The following is a 14,824-nucleotide window of genomic DNA, read 5'->3' as shown; positions in this document are numbered from 1 at the left end:
CACGCCCGCTCACCTGGAGCCCCATGCCGTCGAGCGACCTCGCGCGCCCCACCCTCTTCGTCGTGCGGGAGCAGGGATCGGCGGTCGCCGGCCTCCTCGCCCCGGAGCTCGAGCACGTGCTCGACGTCGTGCCGCTCGAGGCGGGCGATCCGGACTCGGCGGTCCAGGACGTCGTGCGTGCCGTCGCCTTCCACGGCTCGACCCGCTGGCTGATCGCCGGGGAGGGCTCCGGATGCGAGGTCGCCGCGCTCGTCGCCGCGCGCACGCTCGCGGGGCGCTCGGGGCTCTTCGGCCTCGCCGGGCTCGTGCTGATCGGCGGCCCCGCGGGCGAGGTCGCCGGGCGGATCCCGACGCTGCGGCTCGACGACGCGACGGGCGCCGCCACCGCGATCCGCGCGTTCTGGATCGAGCGGGCGGGCAGAGGACCCGTCGTGCCCGTGGACGCCTCGCGCGCCATCGCCTCCGCCCGCACCACCACCCGCGTGCGGGCCCTGCTGGCCGAGCGGCTGCTCGCCGACGACCCGCACTACGCGCCCCGGGTCCTCACTCCGGCCCAGCTCGTGACGCTGCGCGCGATCGCCGACCGCGTCGTGCTGCAGGACGACGGCAGGATCGACCTCGCGGCCCGGGTCGACGCCCAGCTGGCCGACGGACAGGGCGACGGCTGGCGGAACGCCGCGCTTCCCGCCGACCCGATCGCGTACGGCCTGGGCCTGGACTCCCTCGACGGATTCGCGGCGCTGACGCCTGCGGAGCAGGACGACCGGCTGTCCGCGGTGGCCGACGGCTCCGCTCCCCCCGGCGCCCTGACTCCGGAGCAGCTGACCGCCTGGTTCGAGGACTGCCGCGTCGACCTCGTGCGCCAGTGGCTCGCCCACCCGGCGAGCATGGCACGCGTCGGCTACGACGGCTACGCGTCCGGCGGCGACACCCTCCCCCTCGCCGGATTCCGCTCGCTCGGAGCGGATCAGCGCGAGGACTGGGAGCCCACGGCGAGGAGCCCGCGATGAACACCGCAACTATGCGCCGCTTCGACCTCGACGAGACGGTCGACGCCGTCGTCGTCGGCACCGGCGCGGGAGGAGCGCCGCTGCTGGCATCGCTCGCGGCCCGCGGCCTGCGGGTCGTCGCACTCGAGGCCGGCCCGCACTTCGACGCCCGGAGCCACACGTCCGACGAGACCGTCGCGACCGAGATCAACTGGATGCAGGAGCGACTGAGCGGCGGCGACGCCCCCACCGCCTTCGGCCCGAACAACAGCGGCCGCGGAGTGGGCGGATCGACGCTGCACTGGGGCGCGTTCACCCCGCGTCCCGATCCGCGCGACCTGCGCCTGAGGAGCGAGTCGGGGCTCGGCCGCGACTGGCCGGTCCCGCACGCGGAGCTGACCTCCTACATCGAGACCGTCGAGGCGTTCATCGGAGTCTCGGGGCCGGCCGAGTACCCGTGGGACCCGACGCGCCGCTACCTCCAGGGCCCCGTCGACCGCAACGCCTCGGCCGACATGATGCTGCGCGGCTGCGCCGAGCTCGGGATGCGCGCCGTCGACGCCCCCGCCGCGGTGCTCAGCGCGAGCCGCCACCAGCCCGATCACGGCGAGCGGCCCGCCTGCATCAACTGCGGGCAGTGCCACCAGGGATGCCGCACCGGCGCCAAGGCGAGCATGGACACGACCTATCTCCCCGCGGCCGTCCGCGCGGGCGCCGAGATCCGCGCGGAGTCGTTCGTGCACGGGATCGAGCTGGACGCGGCGGGTCACGTGAGCGCCGTCCTCTACACGTCCGAGGGCGTCGAGCGGCGGCAACGCTGCTCCGCCCTGTTCCTCTGCGCGGGCGGCGTCGAGACGCCGCGGCTGCTCCTGCACACCGGAGTCGCGAACAGCAGCGGCCAGGTCGGCCGCAACTTCCTCGCGCACGGCGCGACGCAGGTCTGGGGCACCTTCGAGAGCGAGATGCGCAGCTACCGCGGCTACCCCTCCTCCGTCATCTCGGAGGACACCGTGCGGCCGGCCGACGCCGACTTCGCGGGCGGGTACCTCATCCAGAGCCTCGGCGTCATGCCGCTGACCCTCGCGACGACGCTCGTGCGCGGCGGCGGGCTGTGGGGGCGCGAGCTGATGGACGCGCTCGACGGCTACCGCTTCCTGGCCGGGGTCGGCATCAACGCCGAGTGCCTGCCCTCGGACGGCAACCGCCTCGAGCTGACCGACGAGCTCGACGAGCAGGGAGTGCCCAAGGCTGTGATCTCGTTCTCCCCCGGCTCGAACGAGGACGCGATCGACCGGCACGCCATCCGCACCCTGACCGCGATCGTCGAGGCGGCAGGAGCGACGAGCACGAGGGTGCTCGCCCGCACCGCGCACACCCTCGGCACGTGCCGGATGGGCGAGGACCGCGACGAGGCGGTCGTCGACGCCGACGGGCGCAGCTTCGACGTGCCGAATCTCTGGATCTGCGACAACTCGGTGTTCCCGAGCGCACTGATCGCCAACCCGGCGCTGGCGACGATGGCGCTGTCACTGCGGACGGCGGACCGCTTCCTGGCGGCCTGAGGCGGGGCCTCAGCCGGCGCCGGGAGAAGTGGGGCCGCTCGACCTTGCTGGTCGAGTAACCCCGCAGGGGCGTATCGAGACCCGCCACCTCGGGAGGATCGGCACGCCGACCCGCCGTTCAGGAGCCGCGGATCTCGATACGGCCGCTCCGCGGCCTACTCGATCAGCACGGGTGCAGCCGCTCCGCGGCCTACTCGATTCAGCACGGGTGCGGCCGCTCCGCGGCCTGCTCGATCAGCACGGGGCCGATTGTGCGGGCCGGTCCCGCAACCCGCCGACCGCGCACCAGGGCCCTCCTTCAGATCACGCCGCTCAGGCCTGGGTCCAGCGGTGCACGTCGACGACGCGGACGGCGCCCGGCTCGTGCAGGTCGGCGTCGACGGCGGCGCGCAGCGCCTGGGCGTCGGCGGGCAGGCCGACCTCGGCCGCGCGCGGGAGCGGCAGGATCTCGACCACGACCTCCGAGTCGGCCTCCACGCCCAGGTCGTCGAGGTCGAGCACCCAGCCGTCGGCGTTCCAGAAGCGGTCGGCGCGCAGGACGCCGTCGACGAGGACTCGCGCGACGTCTCCCGCCCAGTCGATCTCGAGCTCGCGGCGGACGGCGCGCGCCGACGCGGGCGGCAGCAGCAGCCGGTGCGTCGAGGCGTGGGCGGCGAAGTCGGCATCGCGGGGAGCAGCGGCCCGGCCGTCGCGGCCGCCGTAGGAGTCCGGGGGCGAGCCGGCGGCGCGCAGCTCGCGCACCTGGACCGGGTGCACGGAGTCGGCCCCCGCGGGTGCCGCGATCGAGCCGGGCAGCTCCTCGAACACGCCGTCGCGGTACTCGCGCGGGGCGGGGCGCACCGCGGCGCCGTCCGAGACGAGCCGCCCATCGGCGTCCGTCCACACCGGCTCGGCGCTGAGCACGAGCCGTACGCCGGAGTCGCCCTCGAGCGCCCACGCGTCCGCCCCGACCGCGGCGGGCAGCACGAGCACGTCGAGCGCTCCGGCGGCGGTGACGAGCACGGGCTCCGTGCCGTCGAGACGCACGAGCGGGCCGTCGACCGCGGCGCCGTCGACCACGAGCGCCGTGCCGTTCGCGAAGCGGAGTCGCGGAGGGATCCCCTCCTCCGCGATCAGCACCAGGGTCGGCCGCTCGCCGCCCAGCACCGTGAACAGCGACGCGGTCGCCCACTCCACCTCCACGCCCGCGATCACGAGCCCGACCGGCCAGTGCGCGATCGTGCCCACGGGGATCCGCACCGGCTCGTCCGGGAACACGACCGTCCGCTCGTCGAGGACCACCTCGAACCGCACGCCCGGGTGCTCCTCGAGGGGCTCGTACGGCTGGTGCCAGGTGATGAAGACGACACCGCTCGTGCCGTCGCTCCGCAGGGCCCAGCGCAGCGTCGTCGCATCGCGCACCCCCTCCGGCCGCGCGTCGGGCAGGCTCGACGGCATCTCGGCGAGCGTCGCGCCGAAGGCGGCGAGGAACGCGTGCTGGCGGCGCAGCAGTCCGAAGCTCGCGGCGGTGCGGCCCGTCGCTCCGATCGGCGCGCGGAAGTCGTAGTCGTAGACCGCCAGGTCGTTCGGGTAGCCGGTCGCCTGCGACTCCTGCAGGTCGGGGCCCGGATTCCGGCCGCCGGCGAACATGTAGTAGCCCTGCCAGGCCGAGCCGTTGCCGATCTTGTCGTGCGCGACCGCGGCGACGTCGAGCGCCTCGACGCGCGGACGGCGCTGGTAGGCGAGCGCCATGCCGCCGCCGAGCTCGCAGGTCGCGGCCGGGTAGAGCTCGGACGGGGTGCGCGGGGCCTCGAGCGCGACGCCCTGGCGCAGGTCCGCGCCGATGCCCGGGTCGTCCCAGACGTGCGAGAAGAGGAAGTGCTCGCGGAACGTGTCGTCCCACGGCTGGTCGTGATCGAGCCAGAAGCCGTCGGGGTAGCCGCCGAAGACCGGCAGCACGGCGTCGGTGGGCAGGTCGGCCCCGCCCCAGCCGGTCGCGGTCCAGATCGGAGCCGAGAGGCCGGCCGCGCGCGCCATCCGCTTGAGGGTGCGCAGGTGCTCGGGCTGGTCGTAGAGCTCGTTCTCGAGCTGGATCGCGACGACCGGGCTGTCGGGTCCGCAGCGCGACGCGAGCTGCTCGCCGATCGCGGCGTACCAGGGCTCGACGAGCGCCAGGTACTCGGGGTCGTCGGTGCGGTGCCGCACGGGCGCCTCCTGCACCCAGTCGGGGAAGCCGCCGTGGCGGACCTCGCCGTGCGCCCACGGGCCGATCCGCAGGATCACGTCGAGCCCGACCTCGGCGCAGAGGTCGACGAAGGCGGCGACGTCGCGGTCGCCGTCGAAGCGGCGCTCGCCCCGGACGGGCTCGTGGTGGATCCAGATGACGTAGAACGAGACGACGCTCACTCCGCCGGCGCGCATCAACCGCAGCCGCTCCTCCCACCGCTCGCGCGGGACGCGGGTGAGGTGGAACTCGCCCGAGACGGGGACGAAGGGCACGCCGTCGCGGAGGACGTACCGGTCGGTCAGGCGGTAGCGCGAGTGGGGGTCCTCGACGGTGCTCATCGGCGGTTCGCGCCGCTCGTGCTCCCAGGGGGTGTGCCGGACGGTGGCGGTCTCGGCTCGATCGGCGGGCGGCGCGGTAGCGGGATCGACGAGGTCGGCGGGTCCGGGCATCGCGAGGGCTCCTTCTGATCGGGCGGCGGCGCTCCGACGCGGGAGCCGCGGGGTCAGGCTAGCTGTAATCGCTCCCAGTCGTGAAGTGCCTTCGCGCCGAGCACCACACGCCTGATGGAGCGCACCAGGCTGTGATCGTTTCCAGCCAGCCGCCTACACTGGCCCCATGCCCTCCCCCGGCGAGCCCCGGCGCCGCCCCACCATCGACGACGTCGCCCGCGCGGCAGGCGTCTCGCGCGGCACCGTCTCGCGGGCGCTGAACGGAGGCAGATGGGTCAGCCCCGAGGCGCAGCACGCCGTGGACGCGGCCGTCCGCCGCACCGGGTACCGTGCCAACGCCCACGCTCGGGGGCTGCGCCTGCAGCGCGGCGGCGCGATCGCGTTCGTGCTCGGCGAGGACGTCGAGCACCTCTTCGCCGACCCCAACGTCGCCGTCCTGCTCACCCACGTCTCGAAGGCGCTGGCGGAGCAGGGCCACGCGATGGTCCTCCTCCTCGCCGCGGACACCGCCACTCGGCAGCACGCCCTCGACTTCCTCGGCACCGGTCAGGTCGACGGCGTGATGCTCGTGTCGTGGAGCCGCGACCTCACCCTCCTCGACGAGCTGCGCGCGGCGGGCCTGCCCGTCGTCTGCTGCGGCACTCCGGAGCGGCGCGGCGGCGACGCCGGCTGGGTCGCCGCCGACGACCGCGAGGGTGCGCGCCGCATGACCGAGCACCTGCTGAGCCTGGGTCGGCGCTCCGTCGCGATGATCGCCGGACCGGACGACCGGCTCGGCGCCTCGCTCCGGGTCGACGGGTTCCGCGACGCTCTCGGCGACGTCGCCGCGCAGCCCGCCCCCGTGGAGTTCGGCGACTGGTCCGAGCGCAGCGGCGCCGAGGCGATGGCCCGGCTGCTCGACTCCACCCCCGGCGTCGACGCCGTGTTCGCCGCGAACGACCGGATGGCCGCCGGCGCGATCTCGACGCTCGTCGCCGCGGGCCGCCGCGTGCCCGAGGACGTCGCCGTGGGCGGCTTCGACGACAGCCCTGCGGCGAGCGCCGCCTCCCCCGCCATCACCACGATGCGCCAGCCCTTCGAGCGGATCGCCCGCGAGATGACCCGGCTGCTGATCGCCGAGATCGACGGCGAGCAGCCGGCCCACGTGCAGCTCGCCACGGAGTTCGTGCGGCGCGAGTCCGCCTAGGGCGCCGAACCCGGCGTAGGGTCGCGATCCACGACGGAGTGGGGACGAGGACGACCATGAGCGACGAGCGCAGCAGGACCATCACCTGGCACGACCCGATGGCCACGGCCGCCGCGGCGATGCGGATGAGCGGACTCGACCACCTCCGCGCCATGAAGGACGGCAGCATCCCGCCTCCCCCGATCATCACGATGATGAACATGGATCTGGGCGAGGTCGAGGAGGGTCGCGTCGAGTTCCGCTGCCGGCCCGACGAGTCGCACTACAACCCGATCGGCAGGGTGCACGGCGGCTTCGTCTGCACGGTCCTCGACTCCGCCGCGGGCTGCGCGGTGCAGTCGACGCTGCCCGCCGGAGTCGGCTACACCTCGCTCGACCTGTCCGTCAGCTATCTCCGCGGAGTGCACCTCGACAGCGGGGAGCTGCTGGCGGTGGGCACCGTCGTGAAGCCGGGCCGCCGCATCGCCTTCGCCCAGGCGACGGTCGCCGACTCCGAGGGACGCCTGGTCGCGACGGCCACGTCGACGCTGCTCGTGTTCCCCTTCGCCGAGGCGGCGGGCTGAGGAACGCCGCTCAGTCGAAGTCGGTGCTCCGGCCGAGCTCCTCCCACTCGTCGGCGTCCGTCCGCAGCGCGTCGAGCGCGGCGCGGAACGCGTCCTGCGCGTCGGTGCCGAGCAGGAGTAGCGACGGGGTCGACTCCGATTCGACGACGCGGATCAGCGCGGCCGCCGCCCGCTCAGGGTCGCCCGCCTGCGTGCCGTGGACCGTGTCGACCTCCTTGCGCCGGCGCCCCGCCGTCTCGGCGTAGTCGGCGATCGGCTCCGCCGACTGCGTGAGCGAGCGCCCCGCGAAGTCGGTGCGGAACCCTCCGGGCTCGACCGAGAACGCGCGGATCCCCAGCGGAGCGACCTCCTTGCGGAGCGACAGCGTCAGCGCCTCGATCGCGGCCTTGACCGCGGCGTAATAGCCGGACCCCTCCGGCGAGATCCGCGCGCCGATCGACGAGAGGTTCACGATGGTGCCGGAGCGGCGCGAGCGCATCCCGGGCAGCACCGCCTTGATCGTGCGGACAGATCCGAAGAGCTGCGTGTCGAACAGGCGCTGCACGGCGTCCTCCTCGCCCTCCTCGACGGCCGCGCGGTAGCCGTAGCCCGCGTTGTTGACCAGCACGTCGACCCGGCCGAACCGCTCCTCGGCGGCGCGCACCGCGGCCGCGACCTGCGTCTCGTCGGTGACGTCGAGGGCGACGGCGAGCGACGTCTCCGGATACGGCTCGACGATGTCGCGGACGGAGTCGACCTCGCGCGCGGTCACCACGACGTCGTCGCCGTGGGCCAGGACGGCCTGCGCGAGCGCGCGTCCGAGCCCGGTGGAGCAGCCGGTGATGAGCCAGGTGGTCATGCGGTCCTTCTTCCTCGCGGTGCCCGCACGGTGCGCGGGACGTCGTCAGTCCAGCGGGTGAGCGCCGGGAGCGACAGGGGTGGACGGCGGCTCCTCGCGAACGACCGGATCGTTATCCGCGCCCGGGCGTGTGCGGACCGGCTCGGCCCGACACTGAGCGGAGGGGGACGATCAGCGCCTCCGTCGTCCGCTTGTCGTCCGCTCTCCGGGGGTCCTCCACCATGCACGTCCGTTCCCGCACGCTCCTCGGAGCCGTCGCTCTCACCGCCCTCGCCGCACTCTCCGGCTGCACTCCCGCCGACCCGGCGGCCGAGCCGACCTCGTCCGCCGGCGCCCCGACCTCGGCGCCCGGAGCGACCAGCACGCCCTCGAGCGACCCGGCGACACCGACCCCCACGGCGACTCCCACCGCCGCTCCCACCGCCGCCGACGCCACGAGCCTCCTCGTCGGTCCGACCTCCTTCTCCCTGGTCGACGACGCCGGCACGGAGCTCGGCACCTGGGCCTACCGCGACGGCACCGGCGCGGTGGCCGCCCTCACCGAGGCGTTCGGCAGCGCCCCCACCGAGTCCGACGACGTCCCCTACGAGGGTTACCGGACCCGCAACTCGAGCTGGCCGGGCTTCGACTTCAAAGACACCGAGGTCTACGACGCGGGCGGACCCGAGTCCCAGTACCCCGAGCCCGACTTCCTGCTCGCGGTGAACGCCCCCGCGGTCGGCGACGTCGCGATCAGCACGCTGAGCGGAGTGGCGGTGGGCGATGCCGCCGTCGAGGTGCGCGACGAGCACCCCGAGGCCGTGCAGGGCGACTCCCTCGGCATCTTCGACTTCGACCGGACGCCGGTCGGGGTCCTGGACGGCACCGAGCTGACGAACTCCGTCGGTGTGCTCGCCGACGACGAGATCACCGTCTCGGGCATCCGTGCGCCGTTCGTGAACTGGGGCGTCTGACCGACCGGTCAGCCGACGCCCGACCCCGAGCCGACGAGCGGATGCGTCGCCGCCACGACCGCGATCAGCGCGACGGCGGCGACGCAGGCGGCCAGACCGGTCCGCGAGAGCGGCCGACGCGAGGCGAGCAGCGCGACGGCGAGGATCCCGAGCAGCCCGGACCAGACCAGCAGCGCCCAACCGAGGATCCAGGAGAGGGCGAACGCCTCGTCCGAGACCGTCTCGAGGGCGTCGCCGAGGCCGAAGGACAGGGCCGCGGCGGCCGCGAACGCTAGAGCGGCGACGGGCAGAGCCACCGTCTCGTGCCATCGCACCGTCTCCATGCGGTGACCGTAGCGCGCCGACGGGCACGCGCAGAAGGGACGGGGGACGTCGGGCCGGGGCCGCTCGGGTGAACAGGCGCGGGTTTTACACGTCCGAAACCCCTCAGAAACCCCCCAGCATCTGCGCACGGTTGAGTAGGAGGCGACCCGGCCGCCCCGCCGACAGCACGGTGGGCCGCGGCCATCCCCCACCTTCACGGAGCCCGCCCATGCGCCCGACCACCGCCCGCACCCGCACCGCCGTCCGCGCCCTCGCCCTCGGCAGCGCCCTCGCCGCCACCCTCTCGCTCGTCGCCTGCTCCGGCGCGAGCGACGCCGACACCGGATCGGACGCCGAGAGCGTCACCGTGACGGTCGGCACGCTGCGCGGGCAGCCGCACTTCTACCAGCCGTTCCTCTACGAGCAGTTCGCCGAGGAGGGCGTGAAGTTCGAGGTGATCACCCTCGACACCACTCCCGCCCTGTCGGACGCGCTCGTCGCCGGGACGATCGACTTCGCGATCTCGGGCGTGACGCCCACGATCTCCTCCGTCGCCCAGGACCGCGACCTCAAGATCGTCGCCTCCGCGGCCGACGGCGGCTCGGGCTTCCTCGGCGGCGAGGGCATCTCCTCCGTCGAGGACCTCGCCGGCAAGAAGGTCGGCTACATCCAGGGCAGCGCCCAGGAGGTGGCCCTCCGCTACTACCTGGAGGAGGCGGGCCTCACCGACTCCGACCTCGAGCTGACCACGATCCCGGTGCCCGAGATGGCCTCGGCGTACACGAGCGGCTCGATCGACGCCTTCTTCGGCGTCGAGATCGGCGTCTCGATCGCGGAGGCGGCCGGCGCGACCGAGATCGCCGACCCGTACGCGACTCCGATCGGCCGCGTGAACATCGGCCTGGTCACGACCGGCGCGATGATCGAGAAGCAGCCGGAGGTCGTGCAGAAGGTCGTCGACACCCACGCGGCGACCACCGAGTACATGGCCGACAACGTGGACGAGTGGCTGCCCGAGATGATCGCCGAGTTCGGCGGCGACCAGGACGTGCTCGAGTCGGCGCTCGAGAACTTCTGGCTCCGCTCCGACCTGACCGAGGAGTACCAGGGCCAGCTCGAGGCGCTCGCCGGCCAGATGCAGCAGCTCGGCTTCATCGACGAGGCGCCCGCGATCGAGGACGTCGTCGACACGACGTTCGCGCCCACCTCCTGAGCGGCCGCGCGATGACCACGACCCTCGAGCCCTCGACCGCCACCGAGCGGCTCGCGACGGCGAAGCGACGACGCCGGCCCGGGCGATCCGGCTGGACCACGTTCCTGCTCGGCCTGCCCGTCCCGATCCTGTTCGTCCTGCTCTGGCAGTTCGGGCGGGCCGGCGAATGGGAGCTGCCGTTCGGCATCCGGATGGCGTTCCTCCCCTACCCGGGCGACGTCCTGGTCTCGCTGATCGACTACGCGTTCGCGGGCCTCCGGAACGACGCGTTCAGCGGGCTGCTCTGGACCGACCTCGGAGCGAGCGCCGGACGCGTGTTCGGCGGCTTCGCGCTGGCGACGGTCCTCGCAGTGCCGCTCGGCGTGCTGATGGGCCGCTACTACGTCGTGAACTCGCTGTTCGACCCGTTCATCAACCTGTTCCGACCGGTTCCCGCGACCGCGTGGGTGCCGCTCGTGGCGCTCCTGATCGGCTACGGCGACCAGGCGTCGATCTTCCTGATCACGCTGTCGGCGTTCTTCCCGATCGTGCTGGGCACCATCAGCGGCGCCCGCCAGGTGCCGCCCCGGCTGATCGAGGCGGCGCGGATGCTCGGCACCGGCACTGCGGGCGTGCTCGCGCGGGTCGTGCTGCCCGCCTCCGCCGCCGCGATCGTCAACGGCATGCGGGTGGGACTCGGGCTCGCCTGGGTCGTGCTCGTGCTGAGCGAGACCACGGGCGTGAGCACCGGACTCGGCTCGACGATCTTCCTCGCCCGCGACGTGGTCCGCACCGACCTGATCGTGGTCGGGATGATCTGCATCGCGATCGCCGGCTTCGCCTCGGACCGGCTGCTGCTGCTGGTGTTCCGCCTGCTGTTCGGCCGCCGGCCGCTGATCTCATGACCGCGTCACCTCTGAACAGGAGTGCCCGATGACCGTCGCGACCCCCACCGTCCGCACCGCGGACGTCCACGTGCTCGACCTCGTCAAGCGCTACGAGACCGCGGGCGGCGGCGTGCTGGCCATGGCCGACGTGACGCTCGACATCCCCTCCGGCGAGTTCGTGGCGGTGGTCGGAGCGAGCGGCTGCGGCAAGTCCACGCTGCTGCGGATCCTCGCCGGGTTCGAGGAGGCGACCGAGGGCGTGGTCGAGGTCGGCGGCACCCCGGTGTCGGCGCCCGGACCCGACCGCGGCGTCGTGTTCCAGGACTACGGCCTCTTCCCGTGGCTGAGCGTGCGGGAGAACGTCGCGTATGGACCGCGCCGCAAGAAGCTGTCGAAGGCGGCCGTGACGGAGGTGACCGACCGCTTCATCGAGGCGGTGCGGCTCACCCGCTTCGCCGACCGGTATCCGGGCGAGCTCTCCGGTGGCATGCAGCAGCGCGTCGCCATCGCCCGGGTTCTCGCGAACGAGCCGTCGGTGCTGCTGATGGACGAGCCGTTCGGCGCGCTGGACGCTCTGACCCGCTCCGATCTGCAGATCGAGCTCAAGCGCATCCACCGCGAGACCCGCACGACCGTGCTCTTCGTCACGCACTCGATCGAGGAGGCGGTGTACCTCGCCGACCGCGTCGTCGTGATGACGGGGGGCGCCTCGCACGGGGTGCCGGGCCACATCAGCGAGATCGTGCCGATCGACCTGCCCGAGGAGCGCGACGTGACGGCTCCGGAGTTCAACGAGTACAAGCGCAGGATCTCGGAGCTGGTGCACGCGCCGGCGTGACGGGCGTGCGCCTCGATCGGAAGGGGTGCCGAGTCGGCAGATATGTGCCTCTTGGGCGTAGGATCGCACCGAGGAGGCAAGAACATGCCGAGGAAAATGACTGACGACGAGTGGCTGGCGAGCCTCGGGCAGTCCATCCGGGAGGCGCGGATCGATCGCCTCCTCGACCAGGTGACGCTGGCACGCCTCGCCGATATCGCTCCCCGCTCGCTCGGCAACCTCGAGGCCGGCCGCGGATCGTCCCTCACAACGCTGATCAAAACGGTCCGCGCCCTCGATCGGGAGGACTGGCTCGAGGCGCTCGATGAGGGCGTCGGCGAGCCCGGTCCGATGGAGCGTCTCCGCATCGCGCAGAACCGACCACCCAGGCCGCAGCGGGTCCCCCGCTCGAGGAAGCCCTGATGCCGTTCGTCCCGACCGAGGTGGTCGAAGTCCGCGCTTGGGGGAGGACCGTGGGCGCACTCGCCACCGGTCAGCGCAGCCGGGCGTACGAGTTCGAGTACGCACCCGAGTGGCGCGCCACCGGGCTCGAGCTGTCGCCGCTCCACCTGCCCGTCTCGAAGAGGGGTGCGCAGCGCTTCCCCGGCCTCAACCCCGACACCTGGCACGGGCTCCCCCCGGCGATCGCCGACTCCCTCCCCGACAGGTTCGGCAACGCGATCATCGACGCCGAGTTCGCCCGCCGCGGCGCCCGCCCCGACGAGGCGACACCGCTGGATCGCCTCGTCTACACGGGCTCGCGCGCCATGGGAGCGCTCGAGTTCGTCCCAGATACCGGCCCCTCCGACGCCTCTCCGACGACGCTCATGGTGGGAGACCTCGTCGACGTCGCCCGCGACGTCCTGGCGGGGACTCTCGGCGACGACGAGTCGGAGACCCGGGTGGCTCTGCAGCAGATCCTGGCGATCGGCACCAGCGCGGGAGGAGCGCGCGCCAAGGCCGTCGTCAACCTCCACCCGGAGACGCGAGAGTTACGCCCCGGTCAGAAGCCGATTCCGGGCTACGAGAGCTGGCTCCTGAAGTTCGACGGGGTCGGTCGCGACCGCGACCTGGGCACGAGCGGAGGATACGGCCGGATCGAGCACGCCTACGCCCTGATGGCGAAGGCCGCGGGGATCGTGATGACCGAGACGCGCCTTCTCGAGGAGAACGGCCGCGCCCACTTCATGACCCGCCGTTTCGACCGGCCTCTCGACGGCAGCCGACTGCACACCCAGACGCTCTGCGCACTCGGTGTCGTCGACTACAACCAGATCGGCACGAACGACTACGCGCAGCTGTTCCAGGTGATCGAGTCGCTCGGGCTGGGGCAGGACGCACGCGACCAGGCCTTCCGCCGACTGGTGTTCAACTGGATGGCGGCGAACTGCGACGACCACAGCAAGAACCACTCGTTCCTGATGTCGCCCGACGGGACGTGGACCTTGAGCCCGGCCTACGACGTCACCCATGCTCACGACGACGCGTCGAGATGGACCAGCGCGCACCTGATGGGAGTGAATGGGAGATTCCGCGACATCGGACGCCGCGAGCTGGTCGACTTCGCCGCGGCCCAGCGGGTCAAGGACGCCGCCGGCATCATCATCGACGTCGCCACCGCGCTCCGGGGGTGGCCGGGGCACGCCGCGGCGGCGGGGATGCAGGAGCGATCGGCGGAGGAGGTCGCCGCCGATTTCCTCATCGGCCCGTTGACGAGGAAGTAGCCGGCCGCCGCTTCCCCGCGACGGGAACTCGGGCGACTCGTTCCGCCTAGCCTTCGCCGTCTCGCCTCTGCCGCGCGAGACTCCGCGAGGAGCATTGCTGGGCCGTGTCGGTTCCCCGGGGGACGCTCCGGCTGCAGAAGTAAGGCTGGAGGACTCGACCCGGCGCTTCTTACCCGGATCACGGCGCTCAGCCTTCGTTCTGCGGGCCGGTGCCGAGACCCGGACGCTCACGCGTACGCGCGCGCCGCCTCCTCCAGGCACTCCCGGAACACCCGGACCGCCGGTGACGCGAGCCCCGCCTCGCGCTGCGCCGTGAAGATCGTGCGCCGGGGCGCTCCCGGCAGCTCGAGCAGGCGGCAGTCCGGCTCGCCGCCCGCCCACACGAGGTCCGGCATCAGCGCGACCGCGTTGCCGGACGCGGCCAGGCGGATCTGCGCCTGCAGGTCGGCCGTCTCGAAGCGCACGTCGGGCTCGAAGCCGGCGACCCGGCACAGCTGCTCGGCGAAGTGGCGGCTCGCGGTGCCGCGCGGCTCCATCACCCAGGCCTCGTCGCGGGCGTCGGCGAGCCGCAGGACGGCGGAGTCGCGGCGCACCGCGAGCCGGATCGCGTCGCTCGTGAGGTCGGCGCGCACCAGACCCGGCAGCCACGACGTCGCGTGGCCGGGGTACTGCTCGGCGACCACGAGGTCGAACTCGCGGGACCAGGTCTCGTGCAGCGCTCCCTCCGGCTCGCGCTGCACCATCTCGACCCGCACCTCCGGGAACCGCTCGGCCGCGAACCGGAGCGCCCGAGGCATCAGCGCCAGGGCGGCCGACTGGAACACCGCGACGCGCACACGCCCGGTGACCGACTCCCCCGACGCGGCGAGTGCCGCCTCCGCCCGCTCGAGCAGCGCGAGCACCTCGCCGGCCGCCTCGACCAGGATCTCGGCCTGCGGAGTGAGCTGCACGCGCCTCCCGACCTTCCGCAGGAGCTCCACGCCGGTCTCGCGCTCGAGCACGCTCAGCTGCTGCGAGACGGCGGACGGACTGTAGGCGAGGGCCTCGGCGGCGGCCGCGAGAGTGCCGCGGACGGCGACCTCGCGCAGCAGGACCAGGCGGCGGACGTCGAGCACGGGAGGCGCCTCCGATTCATCAGCTCAGCTGACCGGTACC

14 protein-coding genes are annotated in these 14,824 nt (G+C 73.2%); 10 read left to right on the top strand and 4 right to left on the bottom strand.

Annotated elements, in window-relative coordinates; translation table 11 throughout:
• The first annotated feature begins 23 nt into the window (after positions 1–23).
• Positions 24–1,010, top strand: a complete 987-nt coding sequence (locus ASF46_RS02260; protein WP_056866253.1) for a gluconate 2-dehydrogenase subunit 3 family protein — start codon at positions 24–26, stop codon at positions 1,008–1,010.
• A complete protein-coding gene (locus ASF46_RS02255; protein ID WP_056866252.1) occupies positions 1,007–2,551 on the top strand; it encodes a GMC family oxidoreductase in 1,545 nt (514 codons plus the stop codon). The genes ASF46_RS02260 and ASF46_RS02255 overlap by 4 nt, the downstream gene beginning before the upstream one ends.
• Before the next feature lie 312 nt (positions 2,552–2,863).
• Here ASF46_RS02255 and ASF46_RS02250 read toward each other — a convergent pair whose 3' ends face one another.
• Positions 2,864–5,206: a beta-galactosidase gene (locus ASF46_RS02250; protein WP_157602159.1), complete on the bottom strand. Its 2,343-nt coding sequence runs from the start codon at positions 5,204–5,206 to the stop codon at positions 2,864–2,866.
• Positions 5,207–5,372: 166 nt separating this feature from the next.
• On the opposite strand from ASF46_RS02250, the gene ASF46_RS02245 reads away from it, so the two are divergent.
• Together ASF46_RS02245 and ASF46_RS02240 are read left to right on the top strand one after the other, a co-directional pair.
• A complete protein-coding gene (locus tag ASF46_RS02245) occupies positions 5,373–6,392 on the top strand; it encodes a LacI family DNA-binding transcriptional regulator (RefSeq protein WP_056866251.1) in 1,020 nt (339 codons plus the stop codon).
• A 56-nt stretch (positions 6,393–6,448) separates the two neighbouring features.
• Positions 6,449–6,955, top strand: coding sequence for a PaaI family thioesterase (locus tag ASF46_RS02240; protein ID WP_056866250.1), 507 nt, complete (start codon positions 6,449–6,451; stop codon positions 6,953–6,955).
• A gap of 10 nt (positions 6,956–6,965) precedes the next feature.
• On the opposite strand, the gene ASF46_RS02235 is transcribed toward ASF46_RS02240, so the two are convergent.
• Positions 6,966–7,793 carry an oxidoreductase gene (locus tag ASF46_RS02235; protein WP_056866249.1) on the bottom strand — a complete coding sequence of 276 codons (828 nt, stop codon included), beginning with the start codon at positions 7,791–7,793 and terminating at the stop codon, positions 6,966–6,968.
• A gap of 221 nt (positions 7,794–8,014) precedes the next feature.
• Here ASF46_RS02235 and ASF46_RS02230 point away from each other — a divergent pair, with 221 nt between their 5' ends.
• Complete coding sequence (locus tag ASF46_RS02230) at positions 8,015–8,746, top strand: hypothetical protein (protein WP_056866248.1); 732 nt, start codon at positions 8,015–8,017, stop codon at positions 8,744–8,746.
• Positions 8,747–8,754: 8 nt separating this feature from the next.
• Here the strand turns inward: ASF46_RS02230 and ASF46_RS02225 are convergent, their stop codons facing one another.
• The gene (locus ASF46_RS02225) at positions 8,755–9,069 is read right to left on the bottom strand and encodes a hypothetical protein (RefSeq protein WP_056866247.1); all 315 of its coding nucleotides are present in this window, start codon (positions 9,067–9,069) and stop codon (positions 8,755–8,757) included.
• 209 nt (positions 9,070–9,278) lie between these two features.
• Here ASF46_RS02225 and ASF46_RS02220 point away from each other — a divergent pair, with 209 nt between their 5' ends.
• The 5 genes from ASF46_RS02220 (at position 9,279) to ASF46_RS02200 (ending at position 13,669) form a co-directional block, all read left to right on the top strand.
• Positions 9,279–10,262 carry an ABC transporter substrate-binding protein gene (locus tag ASF46_RS02220; RefSeq protein WP_056866246.1) on the top strand — a complete coding sequence of 328 codons (984 nt, stop codon included), beginning with the start codon at positions 9,279–9,281 and terminating at the stop codon, positions 10,260–10,262.
• Positions 10,263–10,273: 11 nt separating this feature from the next.
• The gene (locus ASF46_RS02215; protein WP_055786107.1) at positions 10,274–11,146 is read left to right on the top strand and encodes an ABC transporter permease; all 873 of its coding nucleotides are present in this window, start codon (positions 10,274–10,276) and stop codon (positions 11,144–11,146) included.
• 28 nt (positions 11,147–11,174) lie between these two features.
• Entirely contained in the window at positions 11,175–11,966 is a 792-nt protein-coding gene (locus tag ASF46_RS02210; RefSeq protein ID WP_056866245.1) for an ABC transporter ATP-binding protein, read from the top strand.
• Positions 11,967–12,062: 96 nt separating this feature from the next.
• Complete coding sequence (locus ASF46_RS02205; protein WP_056866244.1) at positions 12,063–12,368, top strand: helix-turn-helix transcriptional regulator; 306 nt, start codon at positions 12,063–12,065, stop codon at positions 12,366–12,368.
• Positions 12,368–13,669, top strand: a complete 1,302-nt coding sequence (locus tag ASF46_RS02200) for a type II toxin-antitoxin system HipA family toxin (RefSeq protein ID WP_056866243.1) — start codon at positions 12,368–12,370, stop codon at positions 13,667–13,669. Before ASF46_RS02205 ends, ASF46_RS02200 begins: the two co-directional genes overlap by 1 nt.
• 227 nt (positions 13,670–13,896) lie before the next feature.
• Here the strand turns inward: ASF46_RS02200 and ASF46_RS02195 are convergent, their stop codons facing one another.
• Positions 13,897–14,784 carry a LysR substrate-binding domain-containing protein gene (locus ASF46_RS02195; protein WP_056866242.1) on the bottom strand — a complete coding sequence of 296 codons (888 nt, stop codon included), beginning with the start codon at positions 14,782–14,784 and terminating at the stop codon, positions 13,897–13,899.
• Positions 14,785–14,824 lie beyond the last annotated feature (40 nt).

Origin of the sequence: Rathayibacter sp. Leaf296 (genome assembly GCF_001423045.1) — a bacterium.
Lineage (GTDB): Bacteria > Actinomycetota > Actinomycetes > Actinomycetales > Microbacteriaceae > Rathayibacter > Rathayibacter caricis.
The sequence above is the reverse complement of the archived record's forward strand: the minus strand, read 5'-3'. Positions and strand labels throughout refer to the sequence as shown.